Origin of the sequence: Bradyrhizobium sp. CCBAU 53340, assembly GCF_015291645.1 — a bacterium.
Classification (GTDB): Bacteria; Pseudomonadota; Alphaproteobacteria; order Rhizobiales; family Xanthobacteraceae; genus Bradyrhizobium.
On sequence record NZ_CP030055.1, the window covers coordinates 3626014 to 3643248 of the forward strand.

The 17235-nt window shown below is 64.7% G+C and carries 17 protein-coding genes; 14 read left to right on the plus strand and 3 right to left on the minus strand.

Annotated elements, in window-relative coordinates; genetic code table 11:
• The first annotated feature begins 181 nt into the window (after positions 1-181).
• The 12 genes from rpoZ to XH89_RS17215 all read left to right on the plus strand — a co-directional run bounded on the left by rpoZ (position 182) and on the right by XH89_RS17215 (position 12752).
• Positions 182-574 (plus strand): DNA-directed RNA polymerase subunit omega, encoded by a 393-nt coding sequence (gene rpoZ, locus XH89_RS17160; protein ID WP_008133017.1) that lies wholly within the window; start codon positions 182-184, stop codon positions 572-574.
• A gap of 208 nt (positions 575-782) precedes the next feature.
• The gene (locus tag XH89_RS17165; protein ID WP_194468132.1) at positions 783-3074 is read left to right on the plus strand and encodes a bifunctional (p)ppGpp synthetase/guanosine-3',5'-bis(diphosphate) 3'-pyrophosphohydrolase; all 2292 of its coding nucleotides are present in this window, start codon (positions 783-785) and stop codon (positions 3072-3074) included.
• Positions 3075-3119: 45 nt separating this feature from the next.
• Complete coding sequence (locus XH89_RS17170) at positions 3120-3872, plus strand: pyridoxine 5'-phosphate synthase (protein WP_194468133.1); 753 nt, start codon at positions 3120-3122, stop codon at positions 3870-3872.
• Entirely contained in the window at positions 3869-4288 is a 420-nt protein-coding gene (gene acpS, locus XH89_RS17175) for a holo-ACP synthase (protein ID WP_194468134.1), read from the plus strand. The genes XH89_RS17170 and acpS overlap by 4 nt, the downstream gene beginning before the upstream one ends.
• A 249-nt stretch (positions 4289-4537) precedes the next feature.
• A complete protein-coding gene (lepB, locus tag XH89_RS17180) occupies positions 4538-5311 on the plus strand; it encodes a signal peptidase I (protein WP_194468135.1) in 774 nt (257 codons plus the stop codon).
• Positions 5308-6189, plus strand: coding sequence for a ribonuclease III (gene rnc, locus XH89_RS17185; protein WP_194468136.1), 882 nt, complete (start codon positions 5308-5310; stop codon positions 6187-6189). The genes lepB and rnc overlap by 4 nt, the downstream gene beginning before the upstream one ends.
• Entirely contained in the window at positions 6179-7105 is a 927-nt protein-coding gene (gene era, locus XH89_RS17190) for a GTPase Era (protein WP_194468137.1), read from the plus strand. Before rnc ends, era begins: the two co-directional genes overlap by 11 nt.
• Before the next feature lie 21 nt (positions 7106-7126).
• Entirely contained in the window at positions 7127-7507 is a 381-nt protein-coding gene (locus tag XH89_RS17195) for a hypothetical protein (protein ID WP_194468138.1), read from the plus strand.
• A 139-nt stretch (positions 7508-7646) separates the two neighbouring features.
• Entirely contained in the window at positions 7647-8399 is a 753-nt protein-coding gene (recO, locus tag XH89_RS17200) for a DNA repair protein RecO (protein WP_194468139.1), read from the plus strand.
• Between the two features lie 102 nt (positions 8400-8501).
• Positions 8502-8780 (plus strand): hypothetical protein, encoded by a 279-nt coding sequence (locus tag XH89_RS17205; RefSeq protein ID WP_194468140.1) that lies wholly within the window; start codon positions 8502-8504, stop codon positions 8778-8780.
• A gap of 59 nt (positions 8781-8839) precedes the next feature.
• A complete protein-coding gene (parC, locus tag XH89_RS17210; protein WP_194468141.1) occupies positions 8840-11098 on the plus strand; it encodes a DNA topoisomerase IV subunit A in 2259 nt (752 codons plus the stop codon).
• 109 nt (positions 11099-11207) lie between these two features.
• Positions 11208-12752 (plus strand): GMC family oxidoreductase, encoded by a 1545-nt coding sequence (locus XH89_RS17215; RefSeq protein ID WP_194468142.1) that lies wholly within the window; start codon positions 11208-11210, stop codon positions 12750-12752.
• Positions 12753-12872: 120 nt separating this feature from the next.
• On the opposite strand, the gene XH89_RS17220 is transcribed toward XH89_RS17215, so the two are convergent.
• Positions 12873-13691: a chromate resistance protein ChrB domain-containing protein gene (locus XH89_RS17220; RefSeq protein WP_194468143.1), complete on the minus strand. Its 819-nt coding sequence runs from the start codon at positions 13689-13691 to the stop codon at positions 12873-12875.
• A gap of 249 nt (positions 13692-13940) precedes the next feature.
• Between XH89_RS17220 and XH89_RS17225 the strand changes: the two genes are divergently transcribed.
• Both XH89_RS17225 and XH89_RS17230 read left to right on the plus strand, forming a co-directional pair.
• A complete protein-coding gene (locus tag XH89_RS17225; RefSeq protein ID WP_194468144.1) occupies positions 13941-14765 on the plus strand; it encodes an N-acyl homoserine lactonase family protein in 825 nt (274 codons plus the stop codon).
• Positions 14766-14845: 80 nt separating this feature from the next.
• Complete coding sequence (locus XH89_RS17230) at positions 14846-15721, plus strand: DMT family transporter (RefSeq protein ID WP_194468145.1); 876 nt, start codon at positions 14846-14848, stop codon at positions 15719-15721.
• On the opposite strand, the gene XH89_RS17235 is transcribed toward XH89_RS17230, so the two are convergent.
• Positions 15718-15909, minus strand: a complete 192-nt coding sequence (locus XH89_RS17235) for a hypothetical protein (protein WP_194468146.1) — start codon at positions 15907-15909, stop codon at positions 15718-15720. The genes XH89_RS17230 and XH89_RS17235 overlap by 4 nt on opposite strands.
• 31 nt (positions 15910-15940) lie before the next feature.
• Positions 15941-17098 carry an MFS transporter gene (locus XH89_RS17240; RefSeq protein WP_194468147.1) on the minus strand — a complete coding sequence of 386 codons (1158 nt, stop codon included), beginning with the start codon at positions 17096-17098 and terminating at the stop codon, positions 15941-15943.
• Between the last annotated feature and the right edge of the window lie 137 nt (positions 17099-17235).

The window sequence follows — 17235 nt, forward strand, 5'->3', positions numbered from 1 at the left end:
ATACACCCGGCCCCGCCCACAATGGCAGCCCGGGAAATCACCCATCCCAGCCCTAATGTGGGGGTACCAGAGCCGTTTGGCGAGGCCAAATCACAAATTGGCCTTGCGAAATCGTCCCGGCCCCTATAACTAGCCCCAATCATCCACATATTTCGTCCCACCCGCAACGGAGCGACAGTCCATGGCTCGCGTCACCGTAGAAGATTGTATCGACAAGGTCGACAACCGGTTTGACCTGGTCCTGCTGGCCGCCCACCGTGCCCGCATGATTTCGTCCGGTTCACAACTAACGGTTGACCGCGATAACGACAAGAACCCTGTTGTATCTTTGCGCGAAATTGCCGACACGACCATCTCGCCGGAGGATCTCCGCGAGGAGCTGGTGCACTCCCTCCAGAAGTTCGTCGAGGTGGACGAGCCCGAGCCGGACACCGTGCCGCTGATCGGTTCCGCCGGCGCCAGCGTCGATGCGGACGATACCGAAGTGGCTGTGGAGCGCATGACCGAAGAGGAGCTCCTGAAGGGCCTCGAAGGCCTCGCGCCGCCGGAAGAGCAGCCCGAGGAGGACGAGTAATCGTCTTGCTCGCGATCGTCGACTTCTTGTGATCTTATCAAAGGCCCGAACCCGCGTTCGGGCCTTTGCTTTTGTTGGCGTTTTCGTGGTTACCATAGTGTTGCCGGTTCGCGCGGCGCCCGTCATCAAATTGATCGGCAGCGTCTGCAATCGGGGCTTAGGATGTATGCAACGGACCGTTGCGCGGTCCGTTTGAAGGCAGGACGGCATGGTGTATCGACGCCGCAGACCCACGCAGATGCAGGCCGCAGCCGAATCGGTTGCCGTGGCCCCGACTGCGCCAGTGGCACGGCCAGCGAAGCCGCGCGCGCGGATGATGCGTCAATATGACCTGGTCGAGCGCGTCCGCTCCTACAATCCGAACACCGACGAGGACCTGCTGAACCGGGCCTATGTCTACGCCATGAAGGCGCACGGATCGCAGACCCGCGCGTCGGGCGACCCGTATTTCTCGCACCCGCTCGAAGTGGCGGCGATTCTCACCGACCTCAAGCTTGACGATGCCACCATCGTCGCCGCGCTGCTCCACGACACGATCGAGGACACCGAAGCCACGCGCGCCGAGATCGACCAGCTGTTCGGTCCCGAGATCGGCGCGCTGGTCGAGGGTCTGACCAAGCTGAAGCGACTCGAACTGGTGTCGCGCGAGGCCAAGCAGGCCGAGAACCTGCGCAAATTGTTGCTGGCCATCGCCGACGATGTCCGCGTGCTGCTGGTCAAGCTCGCCGACCGCCTGCACAACATGCGCACGCTCGACTTCGTGCCGACCGAATCGCGCCGGCGCATCGCCGAGGAGACGCTCGACATCTACGCGCCGCTGGCGGGGCGCATGGGCATGCAGGAAATGCGCGAGGAGCTGGAGGATCTGTCCTTCCGCACACTCGATCCCGAAGCCTATTCGGTGGTGATGCAGCGGCTCGATGCGCTGGCCGAGCGCAACCGCAATTTGATCGGTGAGATCGAGGACCAGCTCTCCAACAACCTGCGCCACAGGGGGCTCGGCGCGCGGGTTTATGGTCGCCGCAAGAAGCCGTTTTCGATCTGGACCAAGATGGAGCGCAAGTCGGTCGGCTTCGAGCAGCTGTCCGACATCTTCGGCTTCCGCGTCGTCGTCAACGACATCGAGGCCTGCTACCGCGCGCTCGGCATCGTCCACACCACCTGGCCGGTCGTGCCGGGGCGTTTCAAGGACTACATCTCGACGCCGAAGCAGAATGACTACCGCTCGATCCACACCACCGTGATCGGCCCCGGCAACCAGCGCGTCGAGCTGCAGATCCGCACCGAGGCGATGGACCAGATCGCCGAGCGCGGCATCGCCGCGCACGTGTTTTACAAAGAGGGCGTGGGCTCGCCGACCGAATTCCTCAAGCGCGAGTCGAACGCATTCGCCTGGCTGCGCCACACCATCGGCATCCTCTCGGAGAGTGCCAATCCCGAGGAATTCCTCGAGCACACCAAGCTCGAGCTGTTCCACGACCAGGTGTTCTGCTTCACCCCGAAGGGCAAGCTGATCGCGCTGCCGCGCCATGCCAATGTGATCGACTTCGCCTATGCCGTGCATACCGACGTCGGCAACAGCGCCGTGGGGTGCAAGATCAACGGCAAGTTCGCGCCGTTGTCCTCCGAGCTCCAGAATGGTGACGAGGTCGAGGTGCTGACCTCGGAAGCGCAATCGGCGCCGCCCTCGGCCTGGGAAACGCTCGCGGTCACCGGCAAGGCGCGCGCCGCGATCCGCCGCGCCACCCGAACCGCCGTGCGCGATCAATATGTCGGCCTCGGCCGCCGGATCGTCGAGCGCCTGTTCGAGCGCGCCAAGATCGAATATGCCGACGACAAGCTCAAGGGCGCGCTGCCGCGGCTGGCGCGCACCTCGATCGAGGACGTCATGGCGGCGGTGGGGCGCGGCGAGATCAAGGCCTCCCACGTCGCACGCGCGATGTACCCCGATTACAAGGAGGAGCGCGTCGCGCGCTATGGGGTCAAGAAGGCGCAGGGGCTTGCCGCCAAGGTCAAGGAGAAGTCGCCCGAGCCGTCGCGCAGTCCAGTCGCGATCCCGATCGGCGGAAACAATTCCGCCCTGCCGGTGAAGTTCGCGCCGAACGGCGGTGCCGTGCCAGGCGACCGCATCGTCGGCATCGTCACGCCGGGCGAGGGGATCACGATCTATCCGATCCAGTCGCCGGCGCTGAAGGATTTCGAGGAGGAGCCGGAGCGCTGGCTCGACGTCCGCTGGGACATCGAGGACTCCGCGCCGCAGCGCTTCCCGGCGCGGATCAAGGTCGAGAATGTCAACGAGCCCGGTGCGCTGGCGCAGATCGCCACTGTGATCGCCGAGCATGACGGCAACATCGACAATATCAGCATGCATCGCCGCTCGCCCGACTTCACGGAGACGACGATCGATCTCGAAGTCTACGATCTCAAGCATTTGAGCGCGATCCTGGCCCAACTGCGCGCCAAGGCGGTCGTCGCCAAAGTCGAACGTGTTAATGGATAGGCGTCTGTCGCCATCGCCTGTTGCTCCGATCTCGTGAGTCCTGAAATGCCCGCACCTCCGCTCCGCCTCGGCGTCAATATCGACCATGTTGCGACTGTCCGTAACGCACGCGGCGGCCGCCATCCCGATCCGGTCCGCGCCGCGCTGCTTGCGATCGAGGCCGGCGCCGACGGCATCACGGCGCATTTGCGCGAGGACCGCCGGCACATCCGCGACGAAGACATGGCGCGGCTGAAGGCCGAGATCTCCAAGCCGCTGAATTTCGAGATGGCGGCGACCGACGACATGATGCGCATCTCGCTCGCCACCAAGCCGCATGCGGTGTGCCTGGTGCCCGAGCGGCGCCAGGAGGTGACGACCGAAGGCGGGCTCGACGTCGTTGGCCAGCACAATGCGCTCGCGCCTTACATTGCCCGGCTGAATGATGCCGGCATTCGTGTCTCGCTGTTCATCGCCGCGGACCCAGCCCAGATCGAAATGGCGGCGCGGCTGGGCGCGCCCGTGATCGAGATCCATACCGGGGCCTGGTGCGATGCCGTGACAGACGGCCACGTCGACAAGGCGGAAGCCGAATGGCAGCGGATCGTGGCGGGCGTGAAGATTGCCAAGGCGGCAGGGCTGGAGGTCCATGCCGGCCACGGGCTCGACTACGCGACGGCGGAGAAGATCGCCGCTCTGCCCGAGATCATGGAGCTCAACATCGGCTACTACATGATTGGCGAGGCGCTGTTCGTCGGTCTCGCCGAGACGGTGCGCAGCATGCGCGCCGCGATGGACCGCGGCCGGGGCCGGGCATGATCATCGGCATCGGCTCCGACCTCATCGACATCACCCGCGTGGCCAAGGTGATCGAGCGCCATGGCGAGCGTTTCCTCGACCGCATCTTCACCGCGGCCGAGCGGGCCAAGGCGGAGCGGCGCGCCAAGAACGAGAAGATGGTGGTGGCGACCTACGCCAAGCGCTTCGCCGCCAAGGAGGCCTGCTCCAAGGCGCTCGGCACCGGCATCCGGCAGGGTGTCTGGTGGCGCGACATGGGGGTGGTCAACCTGCCCGGGGGACGGCCGTCGATGCGGCTGACCGGGGGGGCGCTGGCCCGGCTCCAGGCCATGACGCCTGATGGCTTCGAGGCGCAGATCGACCTGTCGATCACCGACGACTGGCCGCTTGCGCAGGCCTTCGTGATCATTTCCGCCGTCCCGCAAGCCAAGTCCTGAGCGCCAGACGTCCATTTTATAATTCGTATTAAGAATCAATGGCTTGCGCAATTTTGATGCGATCCTTGATTGCGTCATCTGCGACAACCGTCTAAAAGTCCGCGGACGCAAATCAGGCTGGGCGAATTCGGCTTTACGCCGGAATTGGCCCTCACTATCAGAATCAGGACAATCTCCTTGGGCTGCGAACCGATGGGCTGTTCGCGGGAGGAGGGCGTTCTGTGATCGCCGGCCGGAATTGAGAGAGCAATGAGCGTGACTTCGGGAACGAAAACTGAAAGCGGCGTCGGCGAAACGGTCCGGGTCGTCATCCACGCTCTGCTGATCGCGCTGGTGATCCGCACCTTCCTGTTCCAGCCCTTCAACATCCCGTCGGGCTCGATGAAGGCGACGCTGCTAGTCGGCGACTACCTCTTCGTCTCGAAATATTCCTACGGCTATAGCCACTATTCGATCCCGTTCTCGCCGCCGCTGTTCTCGGGACGGATCTGGGGCTCGGATCCGAACCGCGGCGACATCGTCGTGTTTCGTCTGCCGAAGGACGATTCCGTCGACTACATCAAGCGCGTGATCGGCCTTCCCGGCGACCGCCTCCAGATGAAGGGCGGGCTGCTCTATATCAATGACGTGCCGGTGCACCGCGAACGGCTGAGCGATTTCGTCGGCGAAGACCCTTGCAGCGCGTCCGATACGGAGCGGGTTACGACGGCGCGGGTGAAGCGTTGGAAGGAGGAGCTGCCGAACGGCGTCGCCTACGAGACCCTCGATTGCGTCGACAACGGCTTCTACGACGACACCAGCGTCTATACCGTGCCGGCCGGTCACTTCTTCATGATGGGCGATAACCGCGACAACTCCACCGACAGTCGCGTGCAGTCGGCGGTCGGCTACGTGCCGCAGGAGAACCTGATCGGCCGCGCCCAGATGATCTTCTTCTCCATCGGCCAAGGCGAGCACGTCTGGATGTTCTGGCGCTGGCCGTGGTCGGTGCGCTGGAATCGCTTCTTCAAAATCGTCCGATGAAAGACGAAGCCAAGGACGTCACGACCGAACCGATAGAGGCGCAGGCCGCTCCCGAGGGCGAAGCTGCAACCAAGACGCTTGCGCCCAAAACGGCTGACAACAAGACTCCGGAAGTCAAGGCGCCCGCGAAGAAGAAGCGGACGCGAAGCAGCAAGGCCAAGGAGAAGGCGAAAGCGGCGGCAGACGCCAATGCGGCGCTCGAAGCGCGCATCGGCCACAGCTTCACCGACCCGAACCTGTTGATGCAGGCGATCACGCATGTGTCGGCGCTGAAGTCCGGACGCAAGCGTGGTGACAGCTATCAGCGGCTCGAGTTCCTCGGTGACCACGTGCTCGGGCTCGTCGTCTCCGACATGCTCTATCACGCCTTCCCGAATGCCGATGAGGGCGAGCTGTCCAAGCGGCTTGCCGAGCTCGTGCGCAAGGAGAGCTGCGCCGATGTCGCCAAGTCGCTCGGCCTGCTCGACGACATCAAGCTCGGCTCGGTCGGCTCAAGCGCCGATGCTCGCCTGCGCAAATCCATCCTCGGCGACATCTGCGAAGCCGTGATCGGTGCGATCTTCCTCGACGGCGGCCATGCGGCGGCGGACGAGTTCGTCAAGCGCAACTGGACCGAGCGCATGCACAAGCCGCGGCGTCCTTTGCGCGATCCCAAGACCGTGCTGCAGGAATGGGCGCAGGGCAAGGGATTGCCGACGCCGGTTTATCGCGAGGTCGAGCGCACCGGCCCGCACCACGATCCGCAGTTCCGAGTTGCCGTCGACCTGCCGGGGCTGGCGCCGGCCGAAGGCATCGGCGGCAGCAAGCGCGCGGCGGAGAAAGTAGCAGCTTCAGTGATGATCGAACGTGAAGGCGTTGGCGGCGGCAATGACGGCTGAAACAAGCGGCGATGTGCCCACCGCGACGCGCTGCGGGTTCGTTGCGCTGATCGGCGCGCCCAATGTCGGCAAATCCACGCTGGTCAATGCGCTGGTCGGGGCCAAGGTCACGATCGTCTCGCGCAAGGTGCAGACCACGCGCGCGCTGATCCGCGGCATCGTGATCGAGAACAATGCGCAGATCATTCTGGTCGACACGCCCGGCATCTTCCTGCCCAAGCGCCGGCTCGATCGCGCCATGGTCTCGACCGCCTGGAGCGGGGCGCATGACGCCGATCTCGTCTGCGTGCTGCTGGATGCCAAGACCGGCATCGACGAGGAGGCCGAGGCGATCCTCGCCAAGGCGGCAAGCGTCAATCACGAGAAGATCCTGGTCATCAACAAGGTCGATCTGGTTCAGCGCGAGAAGCTGCTGGCGCTGGCGCAGGCCGCCAACGAGCGCATGAAGTTCGCAAGAACCTTCATGATCTCCGCGATCTCCGGTGACGGCGTCGACGACATCCGCAAGACGCTTGCCGAGATGGTGCCGCCGGGGCCGTACCTCTATCCCGAGGATCAGATGTCGGACGCGCCGATGCGGCAGCTGGCGGCTGAAATCACGCGCGAAAAAATCTATCAGAAGCTGCACCAGGAATTGCCCTACCAGTCGACGGTCGAGACCGACAAGTGGGAGGAGCGCAAGGACAAGTCGGTGCGCATCGAGCAGACGATCTTCGTGGAGCGCGAAAGCCAGCGCAAGATCGTGCTCGGCAAGGGCGGCGCCACCATCAAGTCGATCGGCGCGGACTCGCGCAAGGAACTGATGCAGATCCTGGACGTGCCGGTGCATCTGTTCCTGTTCGTGAAGGTGCGCGAGAACTGGGGTGACGATCCCGATCGCTATCGCGAGATGGGCCTGGAATTTCCCAAAGAATAAGCAAGAACAGATCGGCCAACGATGAGCGTGCCTCATAACGTCCAGCGTTTCGAAGCGCTGCTCTATGCCTCGCTGATGCTGGATGCGTTGTCTGTGGCGGTCCAGGACCGCACGCCCACGATCGAGATGACCGAGCAGATGATCATGACGGCGACGCTGCTCGCCGGCGGCATGATCCTGCTGCTGGTCTATTTCGTCTGGCTGGCTGCGCATGGGCGCAAGAACTGGCCACGCTGGGTGCTGGCGGCAGCGCTCGTGCTGTCGGTGATCTCGCTCGGCCAGATCCTCGGCGAGCGGGGCCTCGAGCTCGACAGCGCCATCGAGATCGTCTCGTGCCTGCTGACGGCGTTCGGGCTTTATTTCTCCTTCACAGGCGATGCGCAGGGCTGGTTCGACGCGTAGCCTCTTGCGCAGTGCCGTAGGGTGGGCAAAGGCGCGCCCTTGCGCGCCGTGCCCACCATCTCGCGCCGTCGATCAAATTGGTGGGCACGCTTCGCTTTGCCCACCCTACGATCCCTCGAATTGCGCTACACTTCATCCCATGGAATGGACCGACGAAGGCATCGTGCTGGGCGTGCGGCGGCATGGCGAGAGCAGCGCCATCGTCGAGCTCTTGACGCGCCAGCACGGCCGGCATCTCGGTCTCGTGCGCGGCGGAGCCAGTTCGCGGCTGCGGCCGCTTCTGCAGCCCGGCAACAGTGTCAGCGCAGTGTGGCGGGCGCGGCTCGACGAGCATCTCGGCACTTATGCGATCGAGGGCCTGAAGCTGCGCGCAGCGACGCTGCTGGGATCATCCCATGGCGTCTACGGCGTTACCCATCTGGCCTCGATTGCGCGGCTCCTTCCCGAGCGCGATCCGCACGAGGAGATCTTTGCACTGCTCGAACATTCGCTCGACGATTTCGACGACATTGGCAGCGCGGCCGTGCATCTCATCCATTTCGAGCTCGCCATGCTCTCCGAGCTCGGCTTCGGCCTGGCGCTCGAAAACTGTGCGGTGACCGGGGAGACCACGGACCTGATCTATGTCTCGCCGAAATCGGGGGGCGCGGTGTCGCGCGGCGCGGGCGAGCCCTGGCGGGACCGCCTGCTGCGGCTGCCGCCGTTCCTGCGCCACGGCGAAGCCGCGCATGAACTCACTGATGAGGATCTTCAGGACGGCTTCCGACTGACCGGCCTGTTCCTGCTGCGTCATGTGCTGGAGCCTCGCGGGCAGGGTCATTCCGACGCGCGTGCGGGCTTCATTAATGCCCTGATCCGGCAGCAGGCCAAAGCGGCGCTGCCCACGCCATGAGCTGATCGCGCTGCTGCATTGCCCCAGGACATGGGGTTCCCCCGGAACGAAATTTGGCTCTTCGCGTTGGCCGGAACAGGTTCCACAACGGGGACAGCCCACATGTTGATCAGGGGTTTTGCGCTGACCGCGGCGCTGCTGGTTTTTGCGCCTGATGCAATGGCCGGAGAGCCGCAACCGGGTGTCTTCCGCCGGGCCTCGTGCACCGTCGTCCGGTATTATGTGGCGAAATATTCCGCTGCAGCCGCAGAGACATGGGCGCGGTCCCACGGCGCAACCGATGCAGAGATCGAAGCGGCCCGTCGCTGTGTCGCCAACATGCCGGCGACGCCGCCGGCCAAGGTCCAGCCGACCGTGACCGCGGGCTGGGCAGGGCAGTAGGAGCCCACAGGGAACAATCGATCCTTGCCCGATTCGCTTCCACGGTTTAACCGGGCGGCATGGGAAAACGAATCGTTCCTCCGGAAGAACCGGCCGAAATTCACGAAGTGCCGCTGCGCGACGCACTGGAAGAGCGCTATCTTGCCTATGCGCTCTCCACCATCATGCACCGGGCGCTGCCGGACGCGCGTGACGGCCTGAAGCCGGTGCACCGGCGCATCCTCTACGGCATGCGCCTGCTCAGGCTCGACCCCGGCACGGCCTTCAAGAAATCCGCCAAGATCGTCGGCGACGTGATGGGCTCGTTCCATCCGCATGGCGACCAGGCGATCTACGACGCCATGGTGCGTCTCGCGCAGGATTTCTCCTCGCGCTATCCGCTGGTCGACGGCCAGGGCAATTTCGGCAATATCGACGGCGATAATCCCGCCGCCTACCGCTACACCGAAGCGCGCATGACCGACGTTGCGCGGCTTCTGCTCGAGGGCATCGACGAGGATGGCGTCGAATTCCGCGCCAATTACGACGGCCAGTCGAAGGAGCCGGTGGTGTTGCCCGGCGGCTTCCCCAACCTGCTCGCCAACGGCGCGCAGGGCATCGCGGTCGGCATGGCGACCTCGATCCCGCCGCACAATGCCGCCGAGCTGTGTGATGCGGCGCTGCATCTGATCGAGAAGCCCGACGCGAAGTCCAAGGCGCTGCTGAAGTGGGTCAAGGGCCCAGATTTCCCGACCGGCGGCATCTGCGTCGACTCCAAGCAGGCCATTGCCGAGGCCTACACCACCGGCCGCGGCTCGTTCCGTGTCCGCGCCAGGTGGTCGCATGAAGAGGGCGCACGCGGCACCTGGGTCGTCGTCGTCACCGAGATCCCCTTCCTGGTGCAGAAGTCGCGCCTGATCGAGAAGGTGGCCGAACTGCTGGACCAGAAGAAGCTGCCGCTGGTCGGCGACATCAGGGACGAGTCGGCCGAAGACGTCCGCATCGTCATCGAGCCGAAGTCGAAGAACGTCGATCCCGCGCTGATGATGGAATCGCTGTTCCGCCTGACCGAGCTCGAGAACAAGATTCCACTGAACCTCAACGTGCTGATCAAGGGCCGCGTGCCCAAGGTGGTCGGCCTTGCCGAGGCCTTGCGCGAATGGCTCGACCATCTGCGCGACGTGCTGATCCGCCGCAGCAACTACCGCAAGGCGCAGATCGAGCACCGGCTGGAGGTGCTCGGCGGCCATCTGGTCGCCTATCTGAACCTCGACAAGGTGATCAAGATCATCCGCACCGAGGACGAACCGAAGCCGGCCCTGATCAAGGCGTTCAAGCTCACCGAGATCCAGGCGGAAGCCATCCTCAACATGCGTCTGCGCAATCTGCGCAGGCTCGAGGAAATGGAGATCCGCAACGAAGACCGGGATCTGCGCAAGGAGCTGAAGGGCATCGAAGGCGTGCTCGCCTCGGAAGCCGAGCAGTGGAAGAAGGTCGGCGAGCAGGTCGGCAAGGTCCGCGACATGTTCGGACCGAAGACGCCGCTCGGCAAGCGCCGCACCACTTTTGCCGATGCGCCCGAGCACGATCTTGCCGCGATGGAGGAAGCCCTCGTCGAGCGCGAGCCGGTGACGGTCGTGGTCTCCGACAAGGGCTGGATCCGTACCATGAAGGGCCATGTCGAGGACCTCTCGGGCCTCGCCTTCAAGCAGGACGACAAGCTCGGCTTTGCCTTCTTCGCCGAGACGACCTCGAAGCTGCTGCTGTTCGCCACCAACGGCAAGTTCTACTCGCTCGACGTTGCGAAGCTGCCGGGCGGCCGCGGCCACGGCGAGCCGATCCGCCTGTTCATCGACCTCGAGCAGGAGGCGGCGCCCGTTGCGCTGTTCGTCAACAAGGGCGGACGCAAATTCCTGGTCGCGAGCCATGAGGGTCAGGGTTTTGTCGTCAACGAGGACGATTGCGTCGGCACCACCAAGAAGGGCAAGCAGATCCTCAACGTCGACATGCCGAACGAGGCACGCGCGATCACCGAAGTGCTCGGTGACACCGTCGCGGTCATCGGCGAGAACAGGAAGATGCTGATCTTCCCGCTCGATCAGGTGCCGGAGATGGCGCGAGGTCGCGGCGTGCGCCTGCAGAAGTACAAGGACGGCGGTCTCTCCGACGTCGCTGTCTTCGAGGCCAAGGCAGGCCTCACCTGGAAGGACTCCGCAGGTCGCGAATTCTCCGCGACCATGAAGGAGCTCGCCGAGTGGCAGGGCACCCGCGCCGACGCCGGCCGCCTGTCGCCGAAAGGCTTCCCGAAGTCGAACAAGTTCGGCAAGGTGATCGGGTAGGCGGCCTCACGTTCCTGATGTGCAGCGATGCTCTTGCATGGCTGTATCGGCCGGCGCGGTCTGATACCGTCCGCCGTGCCGGATATTGGGAACGTTGAGAAGTCACGCGATGTACGATGTCATTGTTGTCGGCGGCGGCTCGGCCGGCGCCGCGGTTGCGGCACGGCTCTCCGAAGATGCTGCACGGCGCGTCCTGCTGTTGGAGGCGGGCCTCGACTGGCGCGCTGACGAGGCGCCCTGGGAAGTCAGGACGCCGAACCCGATCCCGATCATTCACAAGCGCGAATATCAGGAGAAATGGCAGTGGCCGGATCTCTTGACGCGCCGGGTGGCAGGGCAGGAGCCGCGCTTCTACTGGCGCGGCAAGGGGCTCGGCGGCTCATCGATGATGAATGGCCAGATCGCCATCCACGGCGTCGCCGATGCGTTCGACGAGTGGGCTGCCAGTGGCTGCACCGGCTGGTCGGCCAGGGAGGTGATGCCGCTCTTCTCCGTGATCGAGGACGATCTGGAATTTGGCGATACCGCAGGTCACGGCCGCGGCGGACCGTTACCGGTCTATCGCGCGCCGCCGGAGAAGTGGGGCCCGATTGATCGCGGCTTGCGCGATGCGGCGTTGGCAAGCGGCTATCCCTGGTGCGCCGATCTCAACGGTCGTGATGGCGAGGGCGTCGCCTGCTATCCCATCAACAGCCGCGACGGCCGCCGCATCACCACCAACGAGGGGTATCTCGAGCCCGCTCGCAGCCGCGCCAATCTGGAAATCCGGGGCAAGACGCTGGTCGATCGCGTGCTGATCCGCGACAACAGGGCGACGGGCCTCCGCGTTCATACCGATGGGCAGGGCACCAGCGAGATCAGCGCGCGCCAGATCGTGCTGTGCGCCGGCGCGATCCACAGCCCGGCGATCCTGCTGCGCTCGGGCATTGGACCCGCGGCCGAGTTGAAGGCAATGGGTATCGCGGTTGAGCGCGATTTGCCGGTCGGCCGCCACTTCTTCGACCATCCGCTGTTTCGTGCCACGATTCAGCTCCACGAAAATCTGCGGCCGACCGATCCTGACACCCGCCACACCAATTGCTGCGTGACCTATTCCTCGGGCCTCGCCAATGGCGGCAAGCGCGACATGATCCTGATTGCGTTCAACCATCGCGGCATCGGCATGCCCGGAGCGATCGGCGCCGGTCTGTTCAACGCCTATTCGCGCGGAACGCTCAAGCTGGCTTCGACCGATCCAGGTGTCGATCCCATCGTCGAGGAGAACATGCTCGCCGATCCCCGTGACATGCTGCGCATGATGGACGCGGTGAAGCGGCTCGCCGTCATCACCTCGCAGCCGGCGCTTGGGGGCATCGCCGACTGGATCAGGCTGACCGACACGGACTTGACATTGCCGCAGGCAGCCGCGCTTCCGGATCACGAGCTGGATGCATTGTTGCGGCGTGAGACCGGAGACATCCAGCACGCCGCCGGGAGCTGCCGCATGAGCGGCGTCAATGATGCCGATGGCGTCGTCAATCCCGATGGTTCGGTGAAGGGCATCTCGGGCCTGCGCGTCGCCGACGCCTCGATCATGCCGTCCGACTGCCGCGCCAATACGCACCTCACGACGGTGGTGATCGGGGAAGCCATTGCGCGGATGATGATGCGGTAGTGCGACAATGGCGCTGCTGTGAGGCTGACGGACAACAACCGAAGGGCGGACAACTTTCGCTTCAACTGAAGCTGATGCCGCGACCGGCATCAGCTTCTGCTTGAAGGTTACGGCTGTCCGTTACGCCTTCACCTTGTTGGTCGGCCAGTTGTGGGTCTCGGCCGTGGCGTCGCGGCACCAGCGATAGAAGGCGTCGTAGAGCAGCATGCCGGCCTCGAGCTGTTCGAGGTCGTCGTCGAACATCCGCGACAGCCCGAGCGAGGCCGCGAGCAGGCCGGGCGCCTCCGGCGCCAGGTCCGGTCTTGCCGTGTCGGCGCCGCGCACCAGCGTGGCCAGCCGCAGCAGGGCCGGAGTCGCGATCCCGAACTCCTCGATCATGACGTCGAAGGTGCAGAGCTCGCCGCGGTGACTCCAGAACACGTTCTCGATGTCGAAGGGGGCTGCGTTGAAGCGCTCGCTGACCCCGACGACCTCGGACGGTGTCACGTAGAGGAACACCGCGTTGGGGTCGACGAAGCGACGGATCAGCCAGGGACAGGCGATACGATCGACCTTCGGGCGCGCCCGCGTCACCCAGACCGTGCGTCCTTTGGCGTCGCGTGGCGGCAGCTTGCGGGTGTCGAGCAGCGGCAATTTGGCCGCCTTCCAGCCCTCAAAGCCGCCCTCCAGCGCTTCGGCTTCGGCGCCGAGCTGGCGGAGCCAGGCCGCCGTGCCTTGTGCCAGCTTTTCACCGCGCAGGCAGGAGACGATGGTCCGGCGGCCGGCGAAGTCGCCGCCCCAGTCGGGAACGTTGCTGTGGCTGAGCTTGATCGAGCCAGGGATCAGCCGTCGGTCGGCGGCAAAGTCCTCCTCCGTCCGCACGTCGATCAGGACAGGAGCATTGGCCGTGCCAATCAGGCGCGCCAATTTATCGGACGAGATAGTCGTGAAAGTAGGCATGTAGTTGCGTCCTCGTGAGAACATAACGGGACGCGATACTTGGGCCTGTCGCCTCGTGGGGAGATCGCTCAAATCCCCATGGCGCTGATTACAGCGAAACCGCGCCGGCCTGTCAATCGCCGGTTTCGTTGGCCATGAACGTTAGAAAGGATTGCAACTCGGGCCTATAGTGGCGGATGCGGAATTCTGCGGCGGGAGCGGGGTTGATCCTCGGTCGCAGCAAGAAGGCGCTACAAGGAGGGACCAAGGATGACACGCAAGATCTCGCTCGCGCTCGCCATCGCCGCACTGGCGCTGTCCGTCCAGGCTGCGTTCGCGCAAAAACCGGGCGTCGAAAAGCTCTATATCCTCAATTGCGGGGAGGGTGTTGCCGGCGACATCGGGCGCTGGTCGCCCGGGGTGAATGAAGGCAAGTCGATGGACTTCGTCGACACCTGTTACCTCATCAAGCACAGCCAGGGCTGGTTCCTTTGGGATACGGGTATCCCTGACGCCGTCGCGGCGATGCCGAACGGACTCGCGCCTGCCGATCCCAAGGCCGTGACCTGGAGGCGGCCGAAGACGCTCGCCTCGCAGCTCGAGCAGATCGGCGTCAAGCCGGTTGATATCAAGGCGATGGCCGTGTCGCATACGCATCCCGACCACATCGGCAACGTCGAGATGTTCCCGCAGGCGACGCTCTACGTGCAGAAGGTCGAATACGACTGGCCGGGCGCCAACAACGAGCCGCGCTTCAAGCCTTCGCATCCGGTCGAGCTGCTCGCGGGCGACAAGGACGTGTTCGGCGACGGCAGCCTGATCATCCTGTCGACGCCCGGCCACACGCCGGGACACCAGTCGTTGCTGGTGAAATTGCCGAAGACCGGTGCAGTGGTCCTCTCAGGCGATGCCGTTCACTTCAAGGACAATTGGGACAATCGCCGCGTTCCCAGCATGAACACCAACAAGGAACTGACCGCGACCTCGATGCAGAAGATTGCCGAGACGCTCGACAAGGAGAAGGCGCAGCTCTGGATCAACCACGACAAGGCCCAGCGCGACACGCAGAAGATGTCGCCGGAATTTTACGACTAGCTTTCGCAATCGCTGTTGCCACTAAGGTGGCAGTGGGGATGTGGTAGGCGCCTCGAAATCTCCGGGACGGGAGGCGAAGAGTGGAGTGGCTCGGGGTCGCGATCGCGCTTGTCTCGAGCAGCATCGGTGGCACCGCCGCGGCGATCACCCGCTATCTCGTCGGTGGCGCCGATCCGGTCATGCTTGCGATCCTGCGTTGGGGGATCGGCTTTCTCTGCCTGCTGCCTTGCGCGCTGCTGCTCCGCGTGCGTTGGCCGCAGCGCTCCGACTACCCCGCCGTGATAGCGCTCGGCATCTGCTTCTTCGGCCTGTTCTTCATTCTTTACAATATCGCGGTGTCCTACACGACCGCTGCCCGCGCGAGTCTCGCGCTGGCGACGCTGCCGCTTCACACCATGGTGGTTGGTGCCATTCTCGGCGTCGAGCGGCTGACCGCACGCAAGATCGTCGGTGTCGGCATCGCCGTGCTCGGCGTGGCGGCGGCGCTGGCTGTGGGTCTGGCACAGAGTCCCCCCGGTTCCTGGCGCGGCGAGCTGATCATGACCGGCGCGGTGTTCTGCATGGCGTTCTACAACGTGCTGTCGCGCCCGCTGATGCAGCGCTCCAGCGCGCTCGGCTTTCTCACGGTCGGCATGGGCGCTGGTGCCGTGGTGCTGGTCGTTGCCGGGCTCATGAAAGGCAGTTTTGCCGCGCTCGATCACTTCACGACGGCGCAGTGGATTGCCGGACTCTATCTCGGCGCTGGCGGCGGCGCGCTCGCTTTCATCCTCTGGGTCATGGCGCTGGCGCGGGCGACGCCGACGCGCGTCGCCAATACGATGACGGTCAACCCGATCGCGGCGACCTTGCTGGCGGCGTTGCTGATCGGCGAGCCGATCACGCCGAATCTCCTGATTGGGCTCGTCGCCGTGTTCGCCGGCATCTGGATCGCGACCAGCCAGCCGAAATCGGCCTAGCTCTTCGGCGCCGTGACCGGCGGCGGGGCCGCCTCCGGCGTCTTCTTCGGTTTCAGCGTGCCGGCATAGAACGAGAGCAGCCACACCAAAAGCACGGCGAGCAGATAGACGCCCCAGGCCTGCGGCGGCGTCATGGCCCAACGCAGGAGGCCCTTGAATGTACGCGGCGGATGATTGTCTTCGGTCATGATGCGCTTGTGCGCGAAAGCTCAGGCCCGGTCAATCCGGCCGCCGCTGTGCGCGGATCAGGAATAGCGCGGCAAGCGCCGACAGGCTGAGTGCCGACGAGACCATCAGCACCTTGGTGCCCATGACGTCGATCAAGAGGCCGAAAGCCAGCGGCGCCACGGCTTGGGCCATCCGCGCGGGGGCACCGATGATGCCGAGGCGATAGCCGAAATCCTTCGGGCCGAAGATCGACAGCGGCAACGTCCCGCGGGCGATCGTCAAAATGCCGTTGCCGGAGCCGTGCAGCAGCGCAAAGGCGCTCGCCGCAGGCGCGCCGAAAATGGCGACGACGGCGGCGCCGATCGGGTGGGTGATGCAGGCGAGTCGCGTTGACCACAGCGGATGGAAGCGGCTGAGGACGCTCGCTTCGAGAATACGTGCTACCACCTGCGCCGGACCGATCAGCGCGCCAGCCGCGATCGCCTCGACATGCGTCGCGCCGGCTGCCTCCAGGATCCGCGGGAAATGCACGGCCATGGCGCCGGTGACGGTCCAGACTGCGGCAAAGACAAAGGCGAGCAGGATCATGGTGCGGTCGAGCGGCACGTGCGGCTTCTCCGCTGTCGCCGCGGCCTGCTTGGCGCCCTTGATCGCCGGCAGTATGAAGAAATTGAGGGGCAGGCCGATCACGATGTTGGCGGCGGCCCAGGCGAAGCAGGTCTCGCGCCAGCCGATATGGGCCAATCCCCAGGCGGTGAGGGGCCAGCCGACGGTCGAGGCAAAGCCGGCCATCAGCGTGATGCCGGTGATGGGCCTGCGGGCTTCGGTGCCGTAGATGCGGCCCAGCGCGGCGAAGGCGGCGTCGTAAAGCCCCATCGCCATGCCCATGCCGAGCACGAACCAGGCCAATGTCATGACCGCGACCGACTGCGAGACGCCGAGCAGCACGAGGCCGGCGGCAATGGTGAGGTTCGAGGCCGACAGCACCTGCCGCCCGCCGACGAGGTCGATCTGCCGGCCGATGCGCGGCCCCAGCATGGCGGAAATCACGAGCGAGGCCGAGAACGCGCCAAAGATCCAGTTCGTGGAAATGCCGAGGTCATGCGCCATGGGATCGGCGATCAGTGCCGGCAAATAATAGCTCGAAGCCCAGGCGAGGGTCTGCGTCGTGCCGAGCGCGAGGATAATCGGAAGCTGGCGCTGGCTCATGTCCCCGTATTTCTGGTCGGCGGTGTCATCATTTGCATTTGCAGCCGGTGCACAAAGCACGTCAACAGCGTTCGCGGCATATTCGACCTGCTACGGATGGGAGCCTGGTTGCGGCCTTTCGCTCGTCACGAATGCAC